Genomic DNA, 25,458 nt, shown 5'->3' with positions numbered 1-25,458 from the left:
CCCGCGCCCGGAGGCGTCCCGTGCGATGATGAGAGATGGCCGCGCCCCACGACGCGGAGAGTGAGGTTCTACTTCGTGAATGCTGCGGTCGGGCGGGCATTGCCCCTGCTCATCCATGCTTTCCTGCTGCAAGGCGCGGCCTATGTGGTGCGCCCGACGTCCGCCTACCGGGCGATGGAACTCGGCCTGTCGCCGGGCCTGGTCGGCCTGATCGCGGCCAGTTTCGCGCTCGTGCCGCTGATCGTCGCCGTGCCGGTCGGGCGCTGGACCGACCGCGGCCGCGAGTTCGCCACCTTGATGATCGGTGGCGTCGCGATGGTGCTCGGCGGCGTCGGCCTGCTGGTGTTCTCGGGATCACTGTGGGCGCTGCTGATCTGGAATGCCGTGATCGGCTTCGGGCACCTGCTGTGCGTGATCGGCCAGCAGAGCGTGGTGGCGCGCGCCGGACGCCGCGGGCTCGACACCGCGTTCGGCACCTACACCTTCGTCGGCTCGCTCGGACAGGCCGCCGCACCGCTGCTGCTGGCCGGTGTCGGCGGGCAGGCGATCATCCCCGACACGTTCGCGCTGCTCGCCGTCTACACCTCGCTGTGCGTGGCACTGGTGGCCGTCACCGTCTGGATGCGTCCGCTGGCCAGCCGGACGCCGTCCGCCGCGGCGGCGTCCGGGGCATCGGGATCGCTGCACCTGGAGCCGGGCAAGGGCCGGACCATGCTGGGCGCGATCCTGCTGAGCACGCTGGTGCTGGCCGCGATCGACCTGATCCAGGTCTATATGCCGGCCCTCGGCGTGGAGCGGGGCATCGAGTCGTGGGTGATCGGCCTGCTGCTGACCATGCGTGCCGGCGCGACCATGGTGTCGCGGATCGGTCTGGCGACGCTCACCGGCCTGTTCGGACGCCGCCGCCTGGTGGTCGTCTCGAGTGTGATCGCGGGGGTCGCGGTGGGGGTGCTGGCGATGCCGGTGCATCCGGGCGTCCTCGGCGGCGCGATGGTGGTGGCTGGCTTCTGCCTGGGGGTGGGGCAGCCGTTGTCGATGACGCTGGTCACGCTGGCCGCGCCGAAGGGGGCCACCTCGACCTGGCTGGCGGTGCGGCTGGTCGGCAACCGGTTCGGGCAATCCGTGGTGCCGGGCGTGCTGACCCTGGTGACCACCGCGACCGGAACCGCCGGCATCTTCGTGGTGACCGGCATCGGCCTGCTCGGTACGGCGGCGTTCGCGCAGTTCATGATCCGCGACGACCTCTAGCGGCATCCGAGGTCGGTGCGCTGGCGGTGAGGTGGCGTCACGGCACTAGGCTGACGCCCATGGCCTACCACGCGGACTCAGCAGACCTGATCACCAAGGAAGTGCTCACCTGGCAGGGGTTCGGCGATGCCGGCCGCGAGCTTGCCCAGACGATCGCCGACAGCGACTACGACCCCGAGATCGTGATCGCGGTCGCCCGCGGCGGCCTGTTGCTCGCCGGCAGCCTCGCCTACGCGCTCGGCCTCAAGCTCGCCGACGCCATCAATGTCGAGTTCTACACCGACGTGGATGAGACCCTGCCCGACCCGGTGCTGCTGGCGCCGCTGCTCGACCGCGACGCCCTGCGCGGACGCCGGCTGCTGGTGGTCGACGACGTCGCCGACTCCGGGCGCACCCTCGCGCTCGTGCTGAAGCTGCTGCGCGAGATGGGCGCCGAGGCCCGCTCGGTCGTCCTGTACGGCAAACCGTCCTCCGAAATCGAGCCCGACTACGTGTGGAAGCACACCGCCGAATGGATCGTCTTCCCGTGGTCGGCCGAACCGCCGGTGCAGGCGTCCCGCTGACCGCCGACTGGCAGCGCGTCGAGGCCGCGCGCGACCGGTTCGTGGACGCCGCGCGCCGGGTAGGCCAGGACGCCCCGACGCTGTGCGAAGGCTGGACGGCCCGCGATCTGGTCGGGCACCTGCTGGTCTTGCGCGACGATCCGCTGGCGTGGCCGGGGATCGCGATCCCCGCCTTGGCCTCGCTGACCGACCGGCGGATGGCGCGGGCGACGGCGGCCGGTTATGACGCTGCACTGGATTCGCTGGCGGGCCGGCGGCCCTGGCTACCGCCGGTGATCGACCTACCCGGATCGCGCTGGGGCCACCACCTCGGCGAGTACGTGGTGCACACCGAAGACCTGCTGCGCGCCAACGCCCTGTCGGCCTGCGCGCCGGATGCCGCCACGGCGGAGGTGCTGTGGTCGCGGGTGCAGGTCGCGGCCCGCCAGTTGCACGGACGCCGCCAGCAAGGCCTCGTCCTGGTGCGCGCCGACACGGGCGAATCGGCACAGGTCGTGCCCGGCGAACGCGCGCCGACCGTGACCGGAACGGTGCTCGAACTGCTGGTGTGGACCTATCGAGGCGCCGAGCACGCAGACATCGTTGTCGACGCTGGATGATCGCTCCCGACGTGAGCCGCGTGGACACGGACTGGGGCGGCTTCGGACCAAGAAACTGTCGTTTTCAGCGGGGTCATCCGCTCCAAAACCGGTGCGGGCTAGGAAATGGTCGTTATGCGCCCGGTCAGCACCCTTCATAACGACCATGTCTTGGTCCGGCCTTCAGAACCGGCCGGCCACCCGTCTGATAACGACAATTTCTTGGTCCCACCCCGGAGGCAGGGCTCTCGTGAGTGAACCGAAGCCCGGAACCTCGACGCCTTGGCGCGCGACGGCCTCGCGACCCGAGTCTGGGCTGGTGTAGCCCCTTGGCGTGGGTCTAGGGTGACTCACGAATCCACGGGAGCCCCTCGGCAGGGGCTGAGAGAGGGCTGAGGCCGCCCAATACCGTCCGAACCTGTCCGGGTTATGCCGGCGAAGGAAGCGAGGGCGACGTGAGTAACGTGCACACCACCAGCGACAAGACCGAGGAGATCCGGCGCGCCATCGTCGAGGCGGTGACCGCCGTGAAGGCCACCCATCCGATGGTGCCGTCGATCACGAACACGATCACCATCAACCTGGTGGCCAACGCGCAACTGGCCGTCGGAGGATCGGCCGCCATGGTCTACCTGCCCGACGAGGCCGAGGCGCTGGCGTTGATGGGCGGAGCCTTCTACGTCAACGTCGGCGGGTTGCTGCCCATCTACGAGGAGACGCTGCCACATGTGGCCCGGGTGTTGCACGAGCACGCCAAACCCTGGGTGCTGGACCCGGTTGCCGTCGGCATCGGACGCCTGCGCACCGCCGCCCTGTCGCAGTTCAAGCTGTACAAACCGTCGGTGATCAGGGGCAATGCCTCGGAGATCATCGCTCTGGCCGGCCTGTGGCAGCTGGACGGCGAGGACGCCTCGCGCGTCCGTGGCGTCGATTCGGTGGACTCGGTTACCTCCGCCACCGTGGCCGCGGTCGCGCTCGCGCGCTGGACCGGTGGTGCGGTCGCGGTGTCCGGCGAGACCGATCTGGTCACCGACGGGACCGTCGTCGTCCGCTCCTTCGGCGGTTCGCATTTCATGACGAAGATCACCGGAGCCGGCTGCTCGCTGGGCGGCGTGACGGCCGTCTACGCGACGGCGTCCGGCCCCTTCATCGCCGCGCTCACTGGAACGGCCGTCTACAACCTGGCCGGACGCCGCGCGGGCGCGCGGTCCGAGGCGCCGGCGCAGTTCCAGACCGAGTTCCTGAATGAGCTGTACCAGGCGTCCGCCGAGGACATCGCCGACAATCCGTTCGAAATCGAGGAGGTTCTGTCATGAACACGTTGATCGCCGTCGCCATCGCACCGTTCGGGGTCGGGGACGAGTTGGCCGCCGAGGTCACCGAGGTGATCCGGGTCATCCGGGAATCGGGCCTACCGAACCGGACCACCTCGATGTTCACCGAGATCGAAGGTGAGTGGGACGAGGTGATGAAGGTCGTCAAGGACGCCACCTTCGTGCTCGCCCAGAAGGGCATCCGCACCGAGGTGGTGCTGAAGGCCGACGTCCGCCCCGGCTTCACCAACATGATCAACGACAAGATCAAGAAGGTCGACGACGCGCTGGGGACTCAGTCCTGAGCGTCGTACCCGACGTCACAGCCGGTTTGGGAAGCCCAATCATGGTCCATCGTCTGCCGGGTCGGAGTCGTCCTCGGTCTCACGGAGCTTCTGGCGCAGGTCATCGGCACGGCGTTCCGCTTTCTTGAAGGATGAGCCGAATCGAGCCACATCCTCGTTGGCCAGGATTTGGTAGAGCGTGAGCGCTTCTTCGGCAGCGACGAGTGCTTGCCGGTATTCGCCGAGGTTGGCGAGACGGTTGCTGAGGTTGGTGAGCGAGTTCGCGAGGTTGGGGTTGTGGCGGGTGGGGTTGTCGTCGGCGAGGTCTCGGTGAAGGTTGACGGCTTCCTGGGCGTGGGGGAGTGCTTGCCGGTATTCGCCGAGGTTGCCGAGACGGTTGCTGAGGTTGTGGAGCGAGTTCGCGAGGTTGGGGTTGTGGCGGGTGGGGTTGTCGTCGGCGAGGTCTCGGTGAAGGTTGACGGCTTCTTGGATGTGGGGGAGTGCTTGCCGGTGTTCGCCGAGGTAGAAGAGGTGGTTGCTGAGGGTGTTGAGCGAGTTCGCGAGGTTGGGGTTGTGGCGGGTGGGGTTGTCGTCGGCGAGGGCTCGGTGAAGGTTGACGGCTTCTTGGATGTGGGGGAGTGCTTGCCGGTGTTCGCCGAGGTAGAAGAGGTGGTTGCTGAGGGTGTTGAGCGAGTTCGCGAGGTTGGGGTTGTGGCGGGTGGGGTTGTCGTCGGCGAGGTCTCGGTAGAGGTTGACGGCTTCTTGGATGTGGGGGAGTGCTTGCCGGTGTTCGCCGAGGTAGAAGAGGTGGTTGCTGAGGTTGGTGAGCGAGTTCGCGAGGTTGGGGTTGTGGCGGGTGGGGTTGTCGTCGGCGAGGTCTCGGTAGAGGTTGACGGCTTCTTGGATGTGGGGGAGTGCTTGCCGGTGTTCGCCGAGGTAGAAGAGGTGGTTGCTGAGGTTGGTGAGCGAGTTCGCGAGGTCGGGGTTGTGGCGGGTGGGGTTGTCGTCGGCGAGGTCTCGGTGAAGGTTGACGGCTTCCTGGGCGTGGGGGAGTGCTTGCCGGTATTCGCCGAGGTTGCCGAGACGGTTGCTGAGGTTGGTGAGCGAGTTCGCGAGGTTGGGGTTGTGGCGGGTGGGGTTGTCGTCGGCGAGGTCTCGGTGAAGGTTGACGGCTTCCTGGGCGTGGGGGAGTGCTTGCCGGTATTCGCCGAGGTTGCCGAGACAGTTGCTGAGGTTGGTGAGCGAGTTCGCGAGGTTGGGGTTGTGGCGGGTGGGGTTGTCGTCGGCGAGGTCTCGGTGAAGGTTGACGGCTTCTTGGATGTGGGGGAGTGCTTGCCGGTATTCGCCGAGGTTGCCGAGACGGTTGCTGAGGTTGGTGAGCGAGTTCGCGAGGTTGGGGTTGTGGCGGGTGGGGTTGTCGTCGGCGAGGTCTCGGTGAAGGTTGACGGCTTCCTGGGCGTGGGGGAGTGCTTGCCGGTATTCGCCGAGGTAGGAGAGACGGATGCTGAGGTCGTATGTCCGGCTTGCTCGATCCTCGGTCTGTTCCTCAGGAGTGAATTCGAGTTGGAGTTCCAGCAGGGCTATGTGGCTGCGTGGCAACCGATCAAGCATGGCCATCTCGAGCAGGCGATTGACCTGCTTCGCGCTAAGCGACTCCCGCGCCGAGTTGATGACTCCGATGAGGAAGAGATCGAATCGGGACGTGTCGGAGGTTTCGCCCACGAGCGAGACGAGAGAGCGGATCTGCTTGCCCGTGGACGGGGTCAGACAAGAGAGCAGCCGTGGGGCGCCGAAGAACTCCCCTGCGATGACGCACTGCCTGATGGCCTCGATGAGGCCGCGTTCCGACCCCGAACGAATCGCGGTGCCGAGTGCCCGGATGCGTTCGGGCGTCCAGGCTTCGGCGGCGGCGATGGCCGCCAGGGTTGCGGAGAGTGACGCCGGCGTGCTGAGGGTCTCTCGTGCCCACGAAGCCAGTTGCTGAGCCTGGTGGGTGGTCAGGTCCTCGAACCAGCCCAGCTTGGCAAGCTCCTTGGTGTGCTTGTTGGGGTGAAGGGCTTCGGTGGCGTCACCGATGATCGCGGTGAGCGCGAGGGCATCCTCGAGTTGTTGAGGGCTGAGCTTCGGCAACCCGTAGCCGGAGTCCGGTTGAGGCGCTTTCCTCCAGTCCTGGGTGAGTCTCACCCAGTAGTGGGCCAGTGATTCGCGCGTGCTGAGCTTGGTGCTGGATGGCCCTTCGAGGGCATGAATCATGGCCAGCGCACTCACCAAGCCGATCGGTTCGTTCGACCATGTGCGCATCGAACGCGGACGTGGCCCGGTTGCTGGCTTCCCGTTGACCGCGTTGAGGTACGCGTGCACCATCTCGCCGTAGCGATGCTCGAAATCGGATGGTGAACCGGGGCTGGCAATGGTGATGGTGTGCGCGCCATCGAGCAAGTGCTGCACCGCCGGGGAAGCCCTCTCAGCACGCTCGCGAAGCGGTGCGGCGCTGCGTCGCTCGATCACCAACGTGACCGGGGCGGTCGTATTGGCCAGGGCAGACAGTGCCGCCACGGCGTCCGCATCACTGCCCTGTTGGAGCAGGACGACGGGCCGATCGAGTGCGATGGCCTCGTTCACGATGGCTGCTATCGGAGCGTTGCCCGTGTCGGCGGAGCCGGGAAGCCATCCGGCGATCACGTCCTCCTTCTCCGCGACGCCAGATGCCCACTCGGTGAGCAAACGGGTCTTGCCCGTCCAGACGGCGCCGGTGAGCAAGACGACGTTCACACCTGGGTGAGCACGTGCCTCATCCAACTGGTGGTGAAGCGTGGAACGTCCCCAGTAAGGCGCGAGTCGGTACAACGCCTGGTCGAGGTCGATCTTTGCGCGCTGCGCATCGTCGTCGGGCCGGACGCCGTCCGCCCGAACATTCGGATCCCTTGCGGGCCTTGGTGCTGCCGAGTCCGCCCGTGGCTGGGGGTGAAAGCTGGCGCTGAGCGGATGCAGGTGGGAGCGGAAGTCCTTGATTGCCTGCGCTGCCGCTTCTGCGCGATCGCGGCGTCGGGTGACGCCGGCCTGCAGTAGCCCAAGTGCGAACGGGATCGCAGCGGCGGCGAAGAGGGCCAGCGTCACCGACGTCCCGGCCAAGGGCCAGCCCTCGGGAACCGTCCACTCGGCTCCCAGCGAGACGCTCCCGAGTCCGAGGAACAGGACGACTCCGATCGCGTAGCCGGCGAGAACCCACCAGCTGCTCTTGGATGATCGAGCCACCTCTGTCGTCCTCCCCGCTGCGCGCTACTTCAAGAGACTGACGGACGATATCGATCCACGATCCGTCCGTCAGTCCGCCTGAACTGCCTCGATCCTTCCCTATTACACGACCGGGCGCACTGATTCGCGGGCGCCTCGCCATAGGTCGATGCCGCCGTCGATGGCGTGTTCGTCGATCGCGGAGAGTTCGGCGTCGGTGAAGATCAGGTTGTCGAGGGCTCCCAGGTTGTCGAGCAACTGCTCGGGACGGCTGGCGCCGATCAGCACCGAGGTGAGTCCTTCGTGGCGCAGCGCCCAGGCGAGGGCCATTTGGGCGAGCGACTGGCCGCGGTCGGCGGCGATGTCGTTGAGTGCCCGGATGTGGCTGAGGGCCTCGTCGCTGAGCAGGTTGCGTCCCAGCGACTTGGGCTGGCTGGCCCGCGAACCCTCAGGGATGCCGTTCAGGTAGCGGTCGGTGAGCATGCCCTGGGCGAGCGGGGAGAACGCGATGCAGCCCGCACCCACATCGGCGAGCGTGGAGAGCAGGCCGGTGGTCTCGATCCAGCGGTTCAGCATCGAGTAGGACGGCTGATGGATCAGCAGCGGCGTCCCCAGATCGTTGAGGATCGCCGCCGCCTGCGCGGTCAGTTCGGGGGAGTAGGACGAGATGCCCACATACAGCGCCCGGCCGGAGCGGACGATGTGGTCGAGCGCGCCCATCGTCTCCTCCAGGGGAGTGCCGGGGTCGGGGCGGTGGTGGTAGAAGATGTCGACGTAGTCGAGGCCCATCCGCTTCAGGGACTGGTCGCAGCTGGCGATCAGGTACTTGCGCGATCCGCCGACATCGCCGTACGGGCCGGGCCACATGTCCCAGCCGGCCTTCGACGAGATGACCAGTTCGTCGCGCAACCCGGCGAAGGACTCGCGCAGATGGCGTCCGAAGTTGATCTCGGCCGAACCGGCGGGCGGGCCGTAGTTGTTGGCCAGGTCGAAGTGGGTGACGCCGTGGTCGAACGCGGTCCTCAGGATCGCGCGCTGCCGTTCGAACGGCACATCGTCGCCGAAGTTGTGCCACAGCCCGAGGCTGACGGCGGGCAACGTGAGGCCGCGCGCACCGACGCGCCGGTACTGCATCGTGTCGTAGCGGGTGTCTGCTGGCTGCCAGGTCACGGGAGTCCTCCTCGGTTGCGCGTATGCTCCGACGCTACCGTGAGTCGGACGCCGACGCGGCGACCCGCGCGTCCGCGTGTGGCTGTTGTGCGGCGCTTTCTCTGTTCGACAAGGTGTTTTAGTACGGGCCGACGTTGACGGATTTAGGGTAGCAAAATATGCTCTATTTGGTCCGATCGTGTGTCTCGAAGGGGTACCCAGTGAAGCGTCAACTCCCGAATCCGGCGGAACTGCTCGAGCTGATGCAGTTCAAGAAGCCCGAACTCAACGCGAGGAAGCGCCGGCTTGACGCCGCCCTCACCATCTACGATCTGCGCACGATCGCGAAGCGCCGCACGCCCAAGGCCGCCTTCGACTACACCGATGGTTCGGCGGAGTACGAGCTGTCGCTCACCCGGGCGCGCCAGGCGTTCGAAGACATCGAGTTCAACCCCGACATCCTCCGCCCGGCGGCCAACGTCGACACCTCGACCGAGATCCTCGGCGGGCGCAGCGCGATGCCCTTCGGTATCGCCCCCACCGGCTTCACCCGCCTGATGCAGACCGAGGGGGAGATCGCGGGCGCGACGGCGGCCGGCGAGGCGGGCATTCCGTTCACGCTTTCCACGCTCGGCACCACGTCGATCGAGGACGTGAAGGCGGCCAACCCGCACGGACGCAACTGGTTCCAGCTGTATGTGATGCGCCAGCGCGAGATCTCCTACGGCCTGGTCGAGCGCGCCGCCCGGGCCGGCTTCGACACCTTGATGTTCACCGTCGACACTCCGGTCGCCGGGGCGCGCCTGCGTGACAAGCGCAATGGGTTCTCGATCCCGCCGCAGCTCACCCTCGGCACCATCATCGACGCGATTCCCCGGCCGTGGTGGTGGATCGACTTCCTGACCACACCCACCCTCGAGTTCGCCTCGCTGTCCAGCACCGGCGGCACCGTCGGCGAACTGCTCGACTCGGCGATGGACCCGACCATCAGCTACGACGATCTCGCGATCATTCGCCAGATGTGGCCCGGCAAGATCGTGATCAAGGGTGTGCAGAACGTCGCCGACTCGGTGCGCCTGGTCGACCACGGCGTCGACGGCATCATTCTCTCGAACCATGGCGGACGTCAGCTCGACCGCGCGCCGATCCCCTTCCGGCTCCTGCCCGAGGTGGTGCGTGAGGTGGGCAAGGACGCGACGATCATGATCGACACCGGGATCATGAACGGCGCCGACATCGTCGCCTCGGTCGCGCTCGGCGCGAAGTTCACCCTGATCGGCCGGGCTTACCTCTACGGCCTGATGGCGGGCGGGCACGCGGGTGTCACCCGCACGATCGATATCCTCCGCTCGGAGATCGAGCGCACGATGAAGCTGCTCGGCGTCTCGTCGCTGCAGGAACTCGAGCCGCGCCACGTCACCCAACTCACCCGGCTGGTGCCGGTCGGCGAGGCGGCGAAGCAGGCAGCCGGGATCAGCTGAGCCGGTTCGTCCGAGGGCTGCTTGCTCGACCGCGCTCCCGGTTCTTGGGCCGGTGGTGCAAGAGGACGCGGCCCGCCGTGCCTGCCGCCGCCGTGATTCCAGGAGAGTTGCGGGAATCCGGAAAAAACGCATCCCGGCGGCGGAGTCCCGTGGACGCGCTCGATAGGAGAAGAATCGGGTGTGAGTACAGGCCCGATTCTTCTCCTATCGGCCTTCGTGTGTGACGTTGGCTCCAGGATCCGAAGAAATGAGAACAATCGGGTTGGGCAATCGACGATGTTGCCGGGCTGGAGGTCAGGAGTCCTGCGCGGACTCCCACCACTCGGTCTCCTCGCGGTAGGAAGCAAGATCGTGGGCCGAGGTCGCATCGATCTCAGCCCGCAGCCGTTCGATCCGACGCAGCTTGTCGGCAAGGGAGGCAAGGTAGGCCAGATGCTCACTCATGGTGCGGCCCTCGGCGATGGCCTGTCGGGTGAGCAGGTCGCGCACCTCGTGGCTGACTTTGATCGTCGTGAGCCTCATTCCTGAAGGATGCCATGGGTCGCGTTCCGGCTGCGTCAGACAACAAGCGCGGCGTGGGCGTCCGACCCGGTCACCGAGACGGACGCCCACGCCAACCAGGCACCTCAGCCGGCCGTGTGCACCCACTCACCCGACTTCAGCACGCGCACCACGGCAGACGAGGCGTCCAGCACGACGGCGTCCGCGGCCATGCCGGCACCTAGACCGACGGTGGCGAAGCCCATCACCCGTGCCGGGTTGACCGACGTCTGGCGCACGGCGCGCAGCAGGGATTCGTCGGCGGAGCCGCCGCCGTGGGCGAGCGCGAACCGGAACAGCTGGTCCATGGTGGCGGTGCTGCCGGCGATGGTGTCGGTGCCGGCGATGTGCGCGACGCCGCCTGAGACCTCGACGGGCAAGGCGCCGAGCACGTAGGCGCCGTCGGCCATGCCGGCGGCGGCCATCGCGTCGGTGACCAGGGTCACCCGGTCGTCACCGACCCGTCGGCACACCTCGGTGTACAGCGCGGGGTGCAGGTGGACGCCGTCGCCGATCATCTCCACGGTGACGCGTTCGTCCTCGACCAGGGCCACGATCGGCCCGGGCTCGCGATGATGCACGGGCCGCATCGCGTTGAACAGGTGCGTCGCCACGCTCGCTCCGGCGTCGATGGCGGCCCGGGCCTGCTCCAGTGAGGCGTCCGTGTGCCCGATCGCGGCAATGGCGCCGAGATCGACCATCTGGCCAATGGCGGCCATCGCCCCGTCGAGTTCGGGAGCGATAGTGACCATCTTGATGGTCCCGCGCCCCGCCGTGAACAGCCGCGCGATCTCGGCAGCCTCAGGGTTCCGCAGCGCGGTCGGGTCGTGCGCGCCCTTCTTGCACGGCGCGAGCCAGGGGCCCTCCAGGTGGATGCCGCCGATCAGGCCGTCCTCGACCTGCTCGGTGAGCACCGACACCTCGCGCAGCAACTCGTCGGGGTGCGCCGACACCAGCGACGCGATCAGCGCCGTGGTGCCGTGCGCCCGGTGCATCGCGACCGCGGCCCGGGACGCCTCGGCGGTCGCCTCGGGGAAGGCGCCGCCGCCGGCACCGTGGGTGTGCATGTCCACGAACCCCGGCACCACGGTCACCTCACCCAAGGCCACATCACCGACACCGAGCGGGCGGGGCGGCTCGCCGGAGCCGAGCGCGCGCACCCGGCCCCCGGCGACCTCAAGCCAACCCGGTCGCAGGATCTCCGATCCGGTGACGACCGTTCCCGCGGTGATCAGCATCGACATCAGTGTTCCCCTCCCCGGACGCCGCCGGTCACAGTCCCTGCCAGGCCGGCTTCGACGCGTAGGTCTGACGGTAGTACGCGGCGAGCTGCAGGCGGCTCGCGGCCGCCTCGTCGAGAAGGACCGTCACGTGCGGGTGGTGCTGCAGGATGGTGCCCGGCCACATCGCGCTGACCGCGCCCTCGACGAGGTGGTGGACGGCCTCGGCCTTGCCCTGACCGGTGGCGACCAGCAGGATGTGCCGCGCCTCCATGATGGTGCCCAGCCCCTGGGTGAGGCAGTGCACCGGCACGGCGTCCAGGTCGTTGTCGAAGAACCGCGCGTTGTCGAGGCGGGTCTGATGGGTGAGGGTCTTGATCCGGGTGCGGGAGGCGAGAGAGGAGCCCGGCTCGTTGAAGCCGATGTGCCCGTCGGTGCCGATCCCGAGGATCTGCAGGTCGACCCCGCCCGCGGCGGCGATGGCGGCGTCGTACTCGGCGCCGGCGGCGCGCAGGTCCTCGGCCAGGCCGTTGGGACCCTGCACGGAGTCGGGGGCGAAGTCGACCCGCCCGGTGAAGTCCTTCTCGATCACGCTGCGGTAGCGCTCGGGGTGATCGGCGGGCAGCCCGACGTACTCGTCGAGGGTGAAGGCGCGGGCCTGGGCGAACGAAACCTCACCGGCCTGGTGGCGGGCGACCAGGTTGTCGTAGATGGCCAGCGGCGAGCTTCCGGTGGCCAGGCCGAGGACGGCGTCCGGCTTGGCGGTGACCAGGTCGGCGAACACGCCGCCGCCGAGGCGTCCGATCTCCTGGGAGTTGGGGAGGATGACGATTTCCATGATTCTTCTCTTCTCGTGGGGTGGTCAGCGGGTGACGGTGAACAGGGAGTCCTGCGGGGAGACCAGGCCGCCGAGGAAGGCGGTCACCTCCAGGGCGTCCGGCTTGGTGTCCATCACGACGACGGGGATGATCGGGTTGCGCCCGGTGGCCTCGACGGCGGGCACGTCGAAGGTGACGATCCGCTGGCCGGCGACGACCTGGTCGCCCTTGGCGACGTGGGTGGTGAAGCCTTCGCCCTTGAGCTGGACGGTGTCGATGCCGAGGTGAACCAGGACGCCCACCTTGTCGGCGGTCATGATCACGTAGGCGTGCGGCCACAGCTGGACGACCTTGCCGCTCACCGGGGCGAGCGCGTCCACGATGCCGCGGGGCGGATCGATCGCCAGCCCGCTGCCGACCATGCCGCCGGCGAAGGTGGGATCGGGCACCTCGGACAGCGCCACCGCGCGGCCCTGGATGGGGGCGAGGATGGTCGTGGCCACCTTCGGCTTGGCCGTGGTCGCGACCGGCGCGGACGCCTCGACGGTTTCGTTGAGCGGGGCGGCGATCGGGGTGGCCGGCGCGGGACCGGCGAGGGCGGCCAGGATGTCGTGCTTGAGCGCCTCGGCCTGGGTGCCGAAGATGGCCTGGACGTTGTTGCCCACCTCAAGGACGCCGGCCGCGCCGAGCGCCTTCAGCCGGGCGTGGCTGACCTGGGACTTGTCGGCGACCTCCATCCGCAGCCGGGTGATGCAGGCGTCCACGTTGACCAGGTTCCCGCGGCCACCGAAGGCGGCGATGAGCTGCTCGGCCTTGGCGGAACCGCCGGCGGTCGCGCCACCCTCCTCGTCGGTCAGGTTGGCGGCCTGCTCGGCCTCGAATTCCTCATCGGACAGCCGGCCCGGGGTGCGCATATTCCACTTGACGATGGCGAAGCGGAACACGACGTAGTAGAGGACGGCGAAGGCGAGGCCCTGAATCACCAGCAGCGGGATGTTCTGCGCGGCCGGGGCGGTGCCGTAGAGCAGCAGGTCGATCAGGCCGGCGGAGAAGGAGAAGCCGAGGTGGATGTCGAGCAGGTAGGCGATGGCCATCGACAGGCCGGTGAGCAGCGCGTGCAGGATGTACAGCGGCAGCGCGACGAACATGAAGGCGTATTCGAGCGGTTCGGTGATGCCGGTGAGGAAGGCGGTCAGGCCGGCGGCGGACAGGATGCCGATGGCGACCTTCTTCTGCGCGGGGCGGGCGACGTGGATCATGGCGAGGGCGGCGGCGGGCAGGCCGAACATCAGGATCGGGTAGAAGCCGGCGGTCAGCAGGCCGGCGGCCTGGTCGCCGGCGGCGAAGCGGGTCAGTTCACCGGTCAGGACGCCCGAGGGGCCCTCGAACTCGCCGTAGAGGAACCAGATGAACGCGTTGAGAATGTGGTGCAGGCCGAGCGGGATCAGCATCCGGTTGGCGAAGCCGTAGGCGAAGGCGCCGATCGCGCCGGAGCCGCCGATCGCGGCACCCACGCCGGTGAGGCCGGTGTTGAAGATCGGGTAGAAGTAGCTGAGACCGAAGCCCAGCAGCAGGGTGGTGAACGACACCACGATCGGCACGAAGCGGCGTCCGCCGAAGAAGCCGAGATAGGTGGGCAGCTGGATGTCGTGGTACTTGTCGAACAGGAACGCGGTGACCAGGCCCACGATGATGCCGGCGAAGACCGAGTAGTTGATCATCGCCTGCTCGCCGGCGGCGTCGGTGACGCCTTCGAGCACGATCGGCGACATGGACTTGAACACCGCCGCGATGACGAGGTAGCCGGCGACCGCCGAGAGGGCGGTGGAGCCGTCCGCCTTCTTGGCGAAGCCGATGGCGACGCCGACCGCGAACAGCAGCGGCAGGTTGGCGAAGACCGCATCGCCGCCGGCGCTCATCGCGTCGAAGAAGGCGCCGATGATGGGCCACTCGATCTGGCCGAGCAGGTCCGGCTGGCCGAGGCGGAGCAGGATGCCCGCGGCGGGAAGCAGCGCGATGGGGAGCATGAGGCTCTTGCCGAGCCGCTGGAGCTGCGCGAATCCTGGGATGCGCAGACCGGACTTCTTGTCCGTCGAGGTGGTGGTCATCTGTCCCTCTTCTTGGGTGAGTCGCCTGGTTGACCGGTCCGACCGGCTGGTCTAGACCAATACCTGAATATTGGCATAGACCAATTCGAGTGTCAAGGGTGTTGTCGAGTATGGTTGGTCTAGGCCAATATTCGTCGAGGGGTGGGGTGCAGGTGCCGGGGGTGCGCGGAGTGAAGATCCCGAAGTACTACGTGGTCAAGCAGGCCTTGATCGAGATGATCGCCGGCCTGCCGACCGGCGCCGCGGTGCCCACCGAGCGCGAGCTGGCCGAGCGCTTCGACACCTCGCGCACCACCGTCCGCCAGGCGATCGCCGAGCTGGTCGTCGACGGACGCCTCGAGCGCACCCAAGGCCGTGGCACGTTCGTCTCGCGCCCGAAGGTGATGCGGGTGCGTCCGCTCACCTCGTTCTCTCAGGAGCGTGATTCGGAAGGGTGGCGCGCCGGTGGGGTGGTGCTCGGCATCGACCGGGTGCACGCGGACGCCGAGACGGCGGCGGCGCTGGGGGTCTCGCGAGGCGACCAGGTGTACCGCGTCGAGCGGCTGCGCACCGCCGACGGCGAGCCGATCGCGCACGAGGTGGCCTGGCTGCCCGGCGACCTGCCCGAACTGGAGCGCAAGCTGGGGGAGCGCGGATCGCTCTACCGCACGCTGCGCGAGGATTTCGGCCGCGAGATCGTCACCGTCGAGGACACCGTCGAGACCGTGCTGGCCGACCCGGTGCAGGCGAACCTGCTCGGGGTCGACACCGGATTGCCCATGCTGCTGATTCACCGCACCGGCTGGGACGCCGCCGGCGGCGTCGTCGAATGGACGCGGTCGGTCTTCCGCGGCGACCGGTTCCGGTTCGTGTCCCGTCACCGGCTCGCCGCGGAAGGCGCCGCGGTCTAGATCACTCCCAGGGCTCGGGGAGCACCTCGACGGTGTAGGCCACCCGGCTGGTGGTGCCGTCGGGCGCGGTGAGCTCCACCCGCCAGGCGTCCGAGAACTGGTTGACACCGGGGATCATCGGGATGGTGCCGCTCATGAACACCGTGCCCGGCTTGAGCAGGCCGGCCTCGCCCAGCTTCTCGATCCAGTAGGCCGGCGACAGCAGCAGCGCCGGCGAGCCGTCAGAGATGAGCTCTTCGGTGCCGTCGTTGGTGACCCAGGCCTTGAGGGTGAAGGAGTCGAAATCGTCCTTCACGTCGCCCCAGCGGAAGGCGACATCACCGAGGAAGTCGGGCGAGGACTGCTTGCTCCAGGCCACGCCGTGCACCTCAAGCGCGCGGTCGGTGTGGTCGCAGGCGGCCACCAGCAGGTAGTCGTCGGGCGAGGCGGCGTGTGCGGGCACGATGAGTGCCCACTCGGCCTCGCCGGACGTCTTCGCGTGCGGCACCTGAACGTGATCGCCCTGGATCGCCAGCGTGCTCGACAGCGGGTACATCGTCGGGATGCGGGTCGGCCCGGGGATGCCGAGTTCGGCCAGTTCGTCGATGTGGTGCTGCACCTGCTCGGTATTGCGGCCCGCGTAGCCGCCGTTCAGCGCGTAGGTGACGTCGACGCCGACGCTGCCGCCGCCGGCCAGGGTGAGGTTGAGTTGAGCCATCGTGCCCTCCGGATTCCTTCGTTAAATGCGGGTTAAAGGCTTGCGAATACCTCTTGTATACAACCAGTATGGACCTCGACACAAGGAGGTCGGATGAGTCAAACGCATACTCCCCAGGAGAAGCGCAATCTGCGCAAGGCCTTCGTGGCCAGTCTGTCCGGCACGGCGCTGGAATGGTACGACTTCGCGCTCTTCGGCGCCGTCACCGGAACGGTCTTCAGCAAGCTGTTCTTCGACGGCTCCGATCCGAGCATGGACATGATCAAGGCGTTCATGACCTACGGCGCGGGCTACGTCGCCCGCCCGATCGGCGGCATCTTCTTCGGGCGCCTCGGCGACCGGATCGGCCGCAAACGCGTCCTGGTCTACACGTTGGTGCTGATCGGCGTCGCCACGTTCCTGATCGGCGTCCTGCCGACCTACCAGCAGGCCGGTGTGTGGGCGCCGATCCTGCTGGTGTTCCTGCGGTTCCTGCAGGGCGTCGGCGTCGGCGGCGAATGGGGCGGCGCGGTGCTGCTGTCCTCGGAGTTCGCGCGTCCCGGCACCCGGGGCCTGTGGGCGTCCGCCGCCCAGACCGGCGTGCCGCTGGGTAGCTTCCTCGCCAACGCGCTGCTCGTGGTGATGACGTTGTCGATGCCGGACGCCGCCTTCCAGGCTTGGGGCTGGCGCGCAGCGTTCATGCTGTCGCTGCTGCTCGTCGCCTTCGGCCTGTGGATTCGCCATCAGCTCGAGGAGACCCCGGTCTTCCAGAAGATCCTCGAGAAGGGCGAGGCGCCGCAAGCCCCCGTCACCGAGGTGTTCAAGACCCAGGGCCGCGCCCTGCTCGGCGCCATCCTGGTCCGGTTCGGGCCTGACGTTCTCTACGCCTTCTTCGCGGTGTACGTGATCACCTGGCTGCAGAACGGTCCCGAGAAGCTCACCAACCAGCAGGCGCTGACCGCGACGATGACCGCGGGCCTGATCCAGGTGTTCACGATGCCGTTCGCCGGCTGGCTGTCCGACCGGGTCAGCCGCAAGAAGCTCTACGGCGGGGCAGCCCTGCTCGGCGCGGTGTGGACGTTCGTCTTCGTGGCCATGCTGAACGACGGGCGCCAGTTCGCGCTCGCGGTGGCCGGCGTCATCATCGGCCTGGCGTTCCACTCCTTCATGTACGCGCCCCAGGCCGCGCACATCGCCGAACAGTTCCCGGCGCGCCTGCGCTACACCGGCAGCTCGCTGGCCTACACGTTCGCGGGCATCTTCGCCGGCGGCCTGGCCCCGACCATGTTCGCCATCTTCTGGGCGTCGGGGCAGAACAGCTGGGCGATCGCGGGCTACATCGCGGTGGCCTGTGTGATCACCCTGATCGGCCTCGCCATGGGCCGTGCGGTGCACGACGAGGCGGACGAGGCACTCGTCGAGGACTGATGAACCCCCCGAAGGACGTGGCTCGCTCCTCAGTGGTGAGCGAGCCGCGTCGCCGTCTCGTCGAGGTGGGTGAGGATGGCCGCCACGGCGGCCTCCTCGTTGTCGGACGCCAGGGCGTCCACGATCGCCTGATGCTCGCTGAGGACGACCTCGAGCGAGGCCGGATTCCGCTCGATCGCGGCGACACCGATCACGACGTGGCGGGCGTCGAGGGCCGCATACAGCTGGGTGATCACCCGATTGCCCGTCGCCTGGATCAGCAGGGTATGGAACTCGCGATCGGCCGCAATGAACGCCGCCGAGGAGACCTCAGGGCCCAGCCCGCGCTGATGATCGAGGGCGTCGCGCATCGCCTCGACCGGTGCCAGGCCACGCCGCAGCGTCTCGCGGGCGGCCCACGGTTCGATCATCGCGCGCGCCGCCAGGATGTCGCTCACCTGTTCGGGGGTGAGCGCGGGCACGAAAGCACCGCGATTGGGAATCAGCCGGACGAGTTGTTCGCCCGACAGCAGCAGCAGCGCCTCGCGGATCGGGGTACGCGACAGCCCCAACTCCTCGGCGGTCTGTTGTTCGTTGATGAAGGTGCCCACCAGCCCGGGATCGGACATGATCGCGGTTTTCAGGTGCTCGTACGCCTTCGTCCGCCCCGACCTCTGCTGCATGGATCTTTGTATACACGACATCGACATGTTGTCCGCAGTGCGCGTGTCACTCTTTGAGTAGGAAAGGAATCATCATGACCGAGTTGCTCCGCGTCGCCGCCTGCCAGATCAGCGCGACGGACGATCCCGCCCACAACCTGACTCAGATCGCCGAGGCCGCCCGCGACGCCGCAGCGCGCGGCGCCCGCGTCCTGGCGTTCCCCGAGGCCGCGATGGTGCGCTTCGGCGCGCCGCTCGCCGAGGTCGCGCAACCCCTGGACGGGCCCTTCGCCGACGGCGTCCGTGAGCTCGCCGCCGAGACCGGCGCGCTGCTCGTGGTGGGCATGTTCACCCCATCGGGCGACGGCCGGGTGCGCAATACGCTGCTGATCACCGGCGCGGGCGTCGACACCCACTACGACAAGATCCACCTGTTCGACGCCTTCGGCGCACGCGAATCCGACACGGTCGCGCCCGGAACCGGCGTGGTCACCGTCGAAGCCTTCGGGACCACGCTCGGGTTCGCCACCTGCTTCGACCTGCGCTTCCCCGCCCAGTTCCAAGACCTCGGACGCCGCGGCGCCGAGGTCATCGTCGTGCCCGCCTCGTGGGGTGAAGGCCCGGGCAAGGCCGAACAATGGGACGTCCTCACCCGCGCTCGCGCGATGGACGCCCAGGCCTGGCTGATCGCCTGCAACCAGGCCTGGACGCCGCCCGCCAGCAGCGACCCGCTCGGCCTGGGCCGCAGCGTGATCGTCGAGCCGCTCGGCGGCATCCGGGCACGCCTGGGCGCCGCCGCGGACGCACTCGTGGCCGACATCGATCCCAGCATCGTCGCGGGCATCCGGCAGCGGGTACCGATTCTGTGACCTTTCGGGGGTTAGAGGCGGTAGACGCGGAGCCAGTCGACTTCCATCACGGTGGGAACCTTCGCCTCGCCGACGCCCTGGCTGTCGACCTGGAATGAGTGCCACATCGGCCCGGGAGGCAGCATCGCGTGGTCGTCCATCGTCCAGACCGGGGCGCCGTCGAGGTAGGCCGTGATGTGATCCGGCGTCCATTCGACGGCATAGGTGTGCCAGTCCCGCATGTCGACCCGGACGCCGTCGCTATGCACGAAGACGTGCTCGCCGCCGGACGCGTCGTGCACCGTGACCGTATTGGTGGCGCCGCTGCCGTAGGCCTCCAGGTAGTTGACCTCGCCGTCATCGGGCCAGCGCTGGCTGTGCGGCCACAGCAGCGCGACCGCGGTGTAGCCGGAGTCGCCCGAGGGGATGCGGACCCGGGCCTCCCAGCGTCCGTGCTTCTGCGTGGCGCCGTAGTAGGCGGCCGTTCCGGTGCTGCCGTCGGGCTTGCCGGTCAGGATCAAGCGCCCGTCCCGGACGTCCACATTGTCGCGCGTGATCCGCCCGCGCCCCTGGTAGCCGGGGCCTTCCCAGACGTACCACTCGCCATCGCCGTCGCGACTGGTGGTGCCGAAGTCGACCGGATCGTTGAACTCGTGCCCGCCGATCCGCTCGGTCCAGCCGAACGCCCTGGCGGCCGACGGATAGTCCTCGGCCTCCGCGGCAGGCGGGAGGGTGCATCCCGTCACCGTGGCCATCAGCGCGGCCAGCGTCCCCGCTGCGACCCGGGGGACGGCCGACGCCTGGCCCGGCTTTCCGCGACTATTGGGGCCCGCGATGTGGGGTCCGGTGCCGGGCTGTGCTGACCGCATTCTCGACTGCTCGCTCCATGGATCGGGGTTATGCCTTGCCGGATCGTACAAGAGCCAGCCGGGGCGGGTTCGGCCCGTACGCGTTGCGGCGCGCCGACCGGGTGCGGGCACCGGGCAGGGCGGTGACCACCCGCAACAGCTGTCCCGGCACCAGCGGACGGCCTTGTTCGCGCGCGTCCGCGGCGCGCCGCTCGATCCGCGCCTGATCGGCCTGGACCCGCCGGATCGCCGGCATCCGCTCCTCCTGCACGGCGAGCAGCGGCGCCAGCCCGATCGGTTCCGGGCTCCGCAGCGCGTCGGTGAGATGGTTGGCGACCGACACGGCGTCCTGCAGCGCCATCAGGATGCCGTTGCCGCCGACCGGTGAGATCACGTGCGCGGCGTCCCCGATCAGCAACAGGCCCGGCCGGAACCAGCATTCGAGCCGTTTGAGTTCGACCGAGAGCAGGGTGATCTGGTTGAAGTCGGTCAGCAGATCGATCCGGTCGTCGAGCCAGCTCAGATGCTCGCGCAGGAACGCCCGGATCGGCTCCACCCCGGCGTCGCGGGCCGCGGCGTACCCGCCCTTGGGCAGGCTGATGCCGAGCTGCCAGTCGGATTCGCCGCCGAGCAGACCGACGTACTCGGTCGCGCCGAAATACAGATCGACATCGGCCTCGGGCGGATCGTCCGGATGCCGGGGGAGCCGGAACCACAGCATGTCGGTGCTGGCGCCGAGTTCGGTCACCGGCAACCCCGACAGCGTGCGCACCTTCGAGAACCGGCCGTCCGCGGCGATCACGAGCCGCGCGCGCAGCGTCCGCGTCTGCGCCCCCTCGCGCCAGCTGACGCCGGTCACGACGCCATCGTCGTCGATGATCAGGTCGCGGACCCGGGCCCCGGTGATCAGCGTGAACGACGGCAGTACGGACGCCTTCTCGGCAAGGAAATCGAGGAACCGCGCTTGCGGCATCAACGCGACGAACGGACGCGGCGAGGCCAGTTTTGCGTAGTCGCTGGTGATGATGGTGCCGACCGGGGTGTGCATCCGGAACCGGGTCGCCGGAAAGTGCGGCAGCCGCAACAGTTCGTCACCCAGGCCGAGCTGATCCATCAGCTCCAGCGTCCACGGGTGCAAGGAGTCGCCACGGAACTCCCGGTTGAAGTCGCGATGCGACTCCAGCAAGACGACATCAATGCCGGCCCGCGCGAGCAGATAGGCGGTGAGCATTCCCCCAGGCCCGCCCCCGACGACGATGCAGTCATGCTCCTGATCCGGCATGCACCGACGCTACCCACCCGGCGGACGGCCAACAAGGGGCGGCCCCGTGCGCCTGACATTCCTCGGGTCTGTGCCGGACGCTCCCCGGCTCCGCGCGGCCGGATGAGGCCACCTTCAGGTGAGGAGGCGGGCGGCGTCGGCTCGGCTCGCCGGCACGACGAGCCAGGTGAGGCTCGCGCCGAGCAGCGGGATGCCGAACACGAGGGCCACCAATTCCCAGCCCGGCACCGCGAACGGGATCAGGTTGGCCGGCATCGCGTGGGCGAGCGCGGTCATTCCGAGCAAACCGATCCCGGCGCCCAGCAGGGTGCCCACCCCTGCTACCACCAGCACTTGCGCGGCGGTGGTCGTCCGGCGCAGACCGGGTGGGGCGCCCACGGCGGCGAGGGTGGCGTCGTCGCGGCGGGCGTCCGTCACACCGAGCGCGGTGACCAGTCCAACGATCGCCAGCAGCAGGAAGCCCGCGGCGCCGACCGCGAACCATCCGAGCGGTGGGCCGGGCCGATGCGGGTCGCGGGGCAGCACCGGCTGGAGTGCCATCTCGTTCAGATTGGCCTCGATCCGATCGAGTTCGGCCTCGGACGCCGTCCGCGCAAGCGGGACGACCATCGCCTCGCCTTTGGGCTGCCAGCCGAGCTTCGTGGCGCGGTCGGCCGAGACGATCGACCATCCCGCCGAGATCTCGGACCAACCGTCAGGGGCGTCGGCGTCCACCAGCCGGGCGGGAACCTCCTCGGACCGCATCGTCTCGGTCTGCGACAGCGCCGTGGCCCGCCCGTTCGAGACGTAGCCCCGGTGCGTGGTCAGGATCATTCCGGCGCGCAGGTCGGCGAGTTCATCGGGCGCAGGCGTCCGGTTCAGCAGCAGTGCCAGCTCCTCGGCGTCCCCGACGAACATCGACGGGTATCCACCGCCCTGCACCGCGCAGCGCACATCGCCGGACGCGGCCGCCCGGGGGCCGGGGCAGCGATGCTCGTCGCGGACATCCAAGAACCCGCCCACGCTCGTCATCCGCAGCGAGCCGGTGACCGGAATCACGCCGTCGATCGAGGCGACCACCGCGTCCTCAGCCGCGTCGGGGTCGCGATAGTCCGCGAACGTGCGCAACGTCACATGGGTGGGCAGCATCTGCCAGGTGCCCTGTCCGCGCTCGTCGGTGCGCATCCCGGCATTGAGGACGGCAAGAGTGGTGGCGAGCGTCGCCGCGGTGAGCACCGCCGCGACCGCGGGAACGATACGGGCCCGGCTACGGTCCAGGTCGCGGACGGCCAGCCGCGCCGCCAGCGGACGCCGAGGTATCCCGCGCGCCAACAGGAACACCACGAAGTTGAGAGTCCTCGTCACCCCGAGCAGCAGCACGATTCAGCCGAGAATCACGGCGGCGACGATGCCCAGGTCCAAGGCCCAGGGTTCCGCCGATCCGTGCCACGCCATCACCGCGACGCTCATCACGGCCGCGCCGAGGGTGGTGACGGCCACGCCGAGCAGGGGGACGCGCGCGGGCGGCGTCCGGACCTCGGCGGAACGCACCGCCTCCAGCGCGTCCACCTTGGCGACCGATCTCGCGGGCGCCCAGGCGGCGACCACGCACGCCCCGATTCCGACCGCGGCCACCGCCGGCAGCACCAACCACGGAACGTGATAGCCCCAGATGGACGCCGTATCGCTGACGGACAGACCCCAGGCGGCACCGAATCCGCTGGCGATCCCCAGCATCACCCCGAGAGCGGCGCCGATGCCACCGAGCAGCACGGCCTGGGTCAGCACGATCCGGCGCAGCACCGCCACCGTCGCCCCGACCGCGCCCAGCAATCCGAGCTGCCGCCGTTGCGAACGGACGCCGACCGCGAACGCCGAACCGGCGACGAACATCAGCAGGGTCGCGCCCAGGGCGCCCGCCATGGACAGCATCACGATCGAACGGCCGGCGTCGTCCAGGTGCGCCAGCGCCGGCGCATCGAGCACCACCGCTCGTGAGAACGCTCCGACCCCACGCCGGTTGAGGGAACGCACCTGCTCCCAGGTGAGGGGATTCTCGCCGACGAGGAAGACCCGGTTATCGCCGACACCTGCGGCCAGCGGATGACCGGGCGGAACGTAGAGTCGTGCGGACTTCAGTCCGGGCGCGGCCACCACGCCCACGATCCGGTAGGCGCTCTCGGCGGTGACGACCTCGTCACCGACCCGGACGCCGAACGCCGTCAACCAGGGGCGGCTGACCACCACCTCGGTGCCGGAGGCTGGGCGTCCCTCGATGAGGTCGAGCATGCCGGCGAACTCCGGGGCGCCCACATCGAGCGCCGTCAGCGGCACCACCCGCGGCAGGGATGCCGCGCCGGGTACGGGGCGCTGTACGTCGACCGAGCCCTCCTGGACGGTGACCAGGCGATACCCGGGCGGTGCGGCGTCCGCCAGAGAGGCGGCGGGCCGGACCCTGAAGCGATCCGGGGAGGCGCAGGAGTCCCACGAGTCGGGCAATTGCTCGCAGGCGGTGCCGTCCTCGTCGAGTGACAGCCATCCGAGCCGGGCCTGGGTGGCGCCCAAGGCGCGGGTGACCGTCTCCGAACGAGTCGGCTGGTTGCTCTGAATGACGACGGCGCCGGCGGTGACGGCCATGACCGGCAGCAGCACCAGCATCACGATGAGCAGGCTGCGCCAGCGATGAACGCGCAGGTCGCGGCGCGCGAGCCGCCAGGCGACGCGGCGCACCTCAGGCGCCCAGCAGCGTGTCGGCCGACGACTCGACGCGGGTGGCGTCGATGACGCGTCCGTCGCGCAGGAACACCACCCGGTCAGCCCATCCGGCATGCCGGGCCTCGTGGGTGACCAGCACGACCGCGACCCCGTCGTCGGCGAGCATCCGCATCCGGGCCATGATGTCGTCGCCGGTCACCGAGTCGAGCGCCCCGGTCGGTTCATCGGCCAGCACCAGGGACCGGTCGCCGACGATGGCCCGTGCGATGGCGACCCGTTGCCGCTGGCCGCCGGAGATCTGGTCGAGGCGGCGTCCGGCCAGTTCGCCGATGCCGACGCGTTTCAGCGCGGCGCGGGCCTCCTGCCGCGCCCAACTCGGGTCGACGCGGTCGAGTTCGAGCGGCAATGCCACGTTCTCGATGACGGCGAGGGTCGGCACCAGGTTGTAGTCCTGGAAGACGTAGCCGACATGCTTGCGGCGGAGTGCGGCCAGATCGTCGCGGGATCGTCCGGCCAGCGGCGTTCCCGCCACGGTGACCGAGCCCGTCCAGCCCTGATCGAGCCCGCCCGCCACCGCGAGCAGGGTCGACTTGCCCGAACCCGACGGTCCCATGATCGCGACGAACTCGCCTTCGGCCACGGTCAGGCTCACACGGTCGAGGGCGATCACCTCGGTGGTGCCGTCGGCGTAGACGCGGGTGACGTCGTCCAGTTCGAGGGCGGTCACGGGGCCACCTCGTCCATGCGGCCGTGTTTGGCGCCCTGTCGCCTGGTAGGTGAGGAACCGCGGTCGTTACCGGTCGATGCCGGAGCGCCGGATCGGCCGGCGCCGTGCGGCCAGGCGGTGGCGGTCGCGAGGCGTTCGGCGAGGTCGAGCCAGCGGGCGTCCGCCTCGGCGTGCAGGATCATCTGCTCGACGACCAGCAACCAGGCCACGTCGGCGGGATCGGCTTTGCGTTTGGCCAGCGTGTAGTGCTGCAGGGTGCGCATCGTCGCCGTGCGTTGGGTCTGGACGAGCCCGACGACATCGACGCCGGGCGTGGACGCCGCCACGGTCAGCTTGATCGCCAGATCGTTGCGCGGCGGCTGGGTCACCTCCACCGGCGTCGCGAACCACTGCGCGACCTCGGCGCGCCCGGCATCGGTGATGGCGTAATGAACGCGGCCCTCCTCGTCCTCCCCGCGCGGCTCGACCAGGCCGTCGCGGACCAGCCGATCGAGCGTCCCGTAGACCTGCCCGATGTTGAGCGGCCAGGTGGACGCCGTCCGTCGCTCGAACTCCGCCTTGAGTTGATAGCCGTACGACGGCCCCGACGTCAGGATCGCCAACAGGCTGTGCTTGACCGACATGCCACCTCCATACCGAGTATGCATCGATCATACATGCTCGGTATGCATCGCGTGATCGGGGCCCGATCAATGCAAAGTTGTGGTGCGTCTAGTCGCCACATCTCTACATTGACGACCGTCGTGGCGGCGGCCGACAGCCAAAACCCACCGAACTGGAGGTGTTCGCTGCCGAGGCGGTCGGGCTAGGTGGGTTCGCCCTCGGTTAGTGATGCCCGCTTGGCTCGCCTGAACGCTGGCCTCGGTGAGGGTCGGCTCGGCTGGGGGG

23 protein-coding genes and 1 riboswitch are annotated in these 25,458 nt (G+C 68.8%); of the genes, 9 read left to right on the top strand and 14 right to left on the bottom strand.

Annotation, left to right across the window (positions count from 1 at the left end):
• Window positions 1-75 precede the first annotated feature (75 nt).
• The 5 genes from QM708_RS02195 to QM708_RS02175 all read left to right on the top strand — a co-directional run bounded on the left by QM708_RS02195 (window position 76) and on the right by QM708_RS02175 (window position 4,007).
• The gene (locus tag QM708_RS02195; protein WP_415103954.1) at window positions 76-1,248 is read left to right on the top strand and encodes an MFS transporter; all 1,173 of its coding nucleotides are present in this window, start codon (window positions 76-78) and stop codon (window positions 1,246-1,248) included.
• 59 nt (window positions 1,249-1,307) lie between these two features.
• Complete coding sequence (locus tag QM708_RS02190) at window positions 1,308-1,811, top strand: phosphoribosyltransferase (protein ID WP_415103952.1); 504 nt, start codon at window positions 1,308-1,310, stop codon at window positions 1,809-1,811.
• Window positions 1,812-1,852: 41 nt separating this feature from the next.
• Window positions 1,853-2,410 carry a maleylpyruvate isomerase family mycothiol-dependent enzyme gene (locus QM708_RS02185; RefSeq protein WP_415111229.1) on the top strand — a complete coding sequence of 186 codons (558 nt, stop codon included), beginning with the start codon at window positions 1,853-1,855 and terminating at the stop codon, window positions 2,408-2,410.
• A gap of 329 nt (window positions 2,411-2,739) precedes the next feature.
• A riboswitch (TPP riboswitch) is annotated at window positions 2,740-2,851 on the top strand.
• Window positions 2,845-3,705, top strand: coding sequence for a hydroxyethylthiazole kinase (locus QM708_RS02180; RefSeq protein ID WP_415103950.1), 861 nt, complete (start codon window positions 2,845-2,847; stop codon window positions 3,703-3,705). It overlaps the preceding riboswitch by 7 nt.
• The gene (locus QM708_RS02175) at window positions 3,702-4,007 is read left to right on the top strand and encodes a thiamine-binding protein (RefSeq protein ID WP_415103948.1); all 306 of its coding nucleotides are present in this window, start codon (window positions 3,702-3,704) and stop codon (window positions 4,005-4,007) included. Before QM708_RS02180 ends, QM708_RS02175 begins: the two co-directional genes overlap by 4 nt.
• A gap of 39 nt (window positions 4,008-4,046) precedes the next feature.
• Here QM708_RS02175 and QM708_RS02170 read toward each other — a convergent pair whose 3' ends face one another.
• Together QM708_RS02170 and mgrA are read right to left on the bottom strand one after the other, a co-directional pair.
• Window positions 4,047-7,241, bottom strand: a complete 3,195-nt coding sequence (locus QM708_RS02170) for a tetratricopeptide repeat protein (protein WP_415103946.1) — start codon at window positions 7,239-7,241, stop codon at window positions 4,047-4,049.
• A 102-nt stretch (window positions 7,242-7,343) separates the two neighbouring features.
• Window positions 7,344-8,390, bottom strand: a complete 1,047-nt coding sequence (gene mgrA, locus QM708_RS02165) for an L-glyceraldehyde 3-phosphate reductase (RefSeq protein ID WP_415103944.1) — start codon at window positions 8,388-8,390, stop codon at window positions 7,344-7,346.
• A gap of 200 nt (window positions 8,391-8,590) precedes the next feature.
• Here mgrA and QM708_RS02160 point away from each other — a divergent pair, with 200 nt between their 5' ends.
• A complete protein-coding gene (locus QM708_RS02160) occupies window positions 8,591-9,850 on the top strand; it encodes an alpha-hydroxy-acid oxidizing protein (RefSeq protein ID WP_415103942.1) in 1,260 nt (419 codons plus the stop codon).
• A 294-nt stretch (window positions 9,851-10,144) separates the two neighbouring features.
• On the opposite strand, the gene QM708_RS02155 is transcribed toward QM708_RS02160, so the two are convergent.
• From QM708_RS02155 to QM708_RS02140, 4 genes are all read right to left on the bottom strand, one after another.
• Window positions 10,145-10,372, bottom strand: coding sequence for a hypothetical protein (locus QM708_RS02155; RefSeq protein ID WP_415103940.1), 228 nt, complete (start codon window positions 10,370-10,372; stop codon window positions 10,145-10,147).
• Between the two features lie 104 nt (window positions 10,373-10,476).
• Complete coding sequence (nagA, locus tag QM708_RS02150; RefSeq protein ID WP_415103939.1) at window positions 10,477-11,628, bottom strand: N-acetylglucosamine-6-phosphate deacetylase; 1,152 nt, start codon at window positions 11,626-11,628, stop codon at window positions 10,477-10,479.
• Between the two features lie 34 nt (window positions 11,629-11,662).
• Window positions 11,663-12,448 carry a glucosamine-6-phosphate deaminase gene (gene nagB, locus QM708_RS02145; RefSeq protein WP_415103938.1) on the bottom strand — a complete coding sequence of 262 codons (786 nt, stop codon included), beginning with the start codon at window positions 12,446-12,448 and terminating at the stop codon, window positions 11,663-11,665.
• 24 nt (window positions 12,449-12,472) lie between these two features.
• Window positions 12,473-14,536 carry a glucose PTS transporter subunit IIA gene (locus QM708_RS02140; protein ID WP_415103936.1) on the bottom strand — a complete coding sequence of 688 codons (2,064 nt, stop codon included), beginning with the start codon at window positions 14,534-14,536 and terminating at the stop codon, window positions 12,473-12,475.
• Window positions 14,537-14,697: 161 nt separating this feature from the next.
• Between QM708_RS02140 and QM708_RS02135 the strand changes: the two genes are divergently transcribed.
• Window positions 14,698-15,426, top strand: a complete 729-nt coding sequence (locus QM708_RS02135; protein ID WP_415103934.1) for a GntR family transcriptional regulator — start codon at window positions 14,698-14,700, stop codon at window positions 15,424-15,426.
• Between the two features lies 1 nt (window position 15,427).
• Here the strand turns inward: QM708_RS02135 and QM708_RS02130 are convergent, their stop codons facing one another.
• Complete coding sequence (locus QM708_RS02130; protein WP_415103932.1) at window positions 15,428-16,123, bottom strand: DUF2848 family protein; 696 nt, start codon at window positions 16,121-16,123, stop codon at window positions 15,428-15,430.
• 93 nt (window positions 16,124-16,216) lie between these two features.
• Here QM708_RS02130 and QM708_RS02125 point away from each other — a divergent pair, with 93 nt between their 5' ends.
• A complete protein-coding gene (locus tag QM708_RS02125; RefSeq protein ID WP_415103930.1) occupies window positions 16,217-17,530 on the top strand; it encodes an MFS transporter in 1,314 nt (437 codons plus the stop codon).
• Between the two features lie 29 nt (window positions 17,531-17,559).
• Here QM708_RS02125 and QM708_RS02120 read toward each other — a convergent pair whose 3' ends face one another.
• On the bottom strand, window positions 17,560-18,192 hold the full coding sequence (locus QM708_RS02120; protein ID WP_415103928.1) for a GntR family transcriptional regulator: 633 nt from the start codon (window positions 18,190-18,192) through the stop codon (window positions 17,560-17,562).
• 74 nt (window positions 18,193-18,266) lie between these two features.
• Here QM708_RS02120 and QM708_RS02115 point away from each other — a divergent pair, with 74 nt between their 5' ends.
• A complete protein-coding gene (locus QM708_RS02115) occupies window positions 18,267-19,040 on the top strand; it encodes a carbon-nitrogen hydrolase family protein (protein ID WP_415103926.1) in 774 nt (257 codons plus the stop codon).
• 11 nt (window positions 19,041-19,051) lie between these two features.
• On the opposite strand, the gene QM708_RS02110 is transcribed toward QM708_RS02115, so the two are convergent.
• The 6 genes from QM708_RS02110 to QM708_RS02085 all read right to left on the bottom strand — a co-directional run bounded on the left by QM708_RS02110 (window position 19,052) and on the right by QM708_RS02085 (window position 25,193).
• Window positions 19,052-19,888, bottom strand: coding sequence for a family 16 glycosylhydrolase (locus tag QM708_RS02110; protein ID WP_415103924.1), 837 nt, complete (start codon window positions 19,886-19,888; stop codon window positions 19,052-19,054).
• A gap of 28 nt (window positions 19,889-19,916) precedes the next feature.
• Complete coding sequence (locus tag QM708_RS02105; RefSeq protein ID WP_415103922.1) at window positions 19,917-21,149, bottom strand: FAD-dependent oxidoreductase; 1,233 nt, start codon at window positions 21,147-21,149, stop codon at window positions 19,917-19,919.
• A gap of 114 nt (window positions 21,150-21,263) precedes the next feature.
• Window positions 21,264-22,493: a hypothetical protein gene (locus QM708_RS02100; protein ID WP_415103920.1), complete on the bottom strand. Its 1,230-nt coding sequence runs from the start codon at window positions 22,491-22,493 to the stop codon at window positions 21,264-21,266.
• 18 nt (window positions 22,494-22,511) lie between these two features.
• Entirely contained in the window at window positions 22,512-23,858 is a 1,347-nt protein-coding gene (locus QM708_RS02095; protein ID WP_415103918.1) for an ABC transporter permease, read from the bottom strand.
• A 1-nt stretch (window position 23,859) separates the two neighbouring features.
• Entirely contained in the window at window positions 23,860-24,570 is a 711-nt protein-coding gene (locus QM708_RS02090; RefSeq protein ID WP_415103916.1) for an ABC transporter ATP-binding protein, read from the bottom strand.
• Window positions 24,567-25,193, bottom strand: coding sequence for a PadR family transcriptional regulator (locus QM708_RS02085; protein ID WP_415103914.1), 627 nt, complete (start codon window positions 25,191-25,193; stop codon window positions 24,567-24,569). Before QM708_RS02085 ends, QM708_RS02090 begins: the two co-directional genes overlap by 4 nt.
• Between the last annotated feature and the right edge of the window lie 265 nt (window positions 25,194-25,458).

It is taken from the genome of Propioniciclava sp. (assembly GCF_047602245.1).
Taxonomy (GTDB): Bacteria; Actinomycetota; Actinomycetes; order Propionibacteriales; family Propionibacteriaceae; genus Propioniciclava.
This window is presented reverse-complemented; position numbering and strand designations above follow the sequence as displayed.

Coding starts and splice junctions, on each gene's coding strand:
- QM708_RS02190 (WP_415103952.1), top strand. CDS start 1,308: ATGGCCTACCACGCGGACTCAGCAGACCTGATCACCAAGGAAGTGCTC.
- QM708_RS02175 (WP_415103948.1), top strand. CDS start 3,702: ATGAACACGTTGATCGCCGTCGCCATCGCACCGTTCGGGGTCGGGGAC.
- QM708_RS02155 (WP_415103940.1), bottom strand. CDS start 10,372: ATGAGGCTCACGACGATCAAAGTCAGCCACGAGGTGCGCGACCTGCTC.
- nagA (WP_415103939.1), bottom strand. CDS start 11,628: ATGCTGATCACCGCGGGAACGGTCGTCACCGGATCGGAGATCCTGCGA.
- nagB (WP_415103938.1), bottom strand. CDS start 12,448: ATGGAAATCGTCATCCTCCCCAACTCCCAGGAGATCGGACGCCTCGGC.
- QM708_RS02140 (WP_415103936.1), bottom strand. CDS start 14,536: ATGACCACCACCTCGACGGACAAGAAGTCCGGTCTGCGCATCCCAGGA.
- QM708_RS02130 (WP_415103932.1), bottom strand. CDS start 16,123: ATGGCTCAACTCAACCTCACCCTGGCCGGCGGCGGCAGCGTCGGCGTC.
- QM708_RS02125 (WP_415103930.1), top strand. CDS start 16,217: ATGAGTCAAACGCATACTCCCCAGGAGAAGCGCAATCTGCGCAAGGCC.
- QM708_RS02120 (WP_415103928.1), bottom strand. CDS start 18,192: ATGCAGCAGAGGTCGGGGCGGACGAAGGCGTACGAGCACCTGAAAACC.
- QM708_RS02115 (WP_415103926.1), top strand. CDS start 18,267: ATGACCGAGTTGCTCCGCGTCGCCGCCTGCCAGATCAGCGCGACGGAC.
- QM708_RS02110 (WP_415103924.1), bottom strand. CDS start 19,888: ATGCGGTCAGCACAGCCCGGCACCGGACCCCACATCGCGGGCCCCAAT.
- QM708_RS02105 (WP_415103922.1), bottom strand. CDS start 21,149: ATGCCGGATCAGGAGCATGACTGCATCGTCGTCGGGGGCGGGCCTGGG.
- QM708_RS02085 (WP_415103914.1), bottom strand. CDS start 25,193: ATGTCGGTCAAGCACAGCCTGTTGGCGATCCTGACGTCGGGGCCGTCG.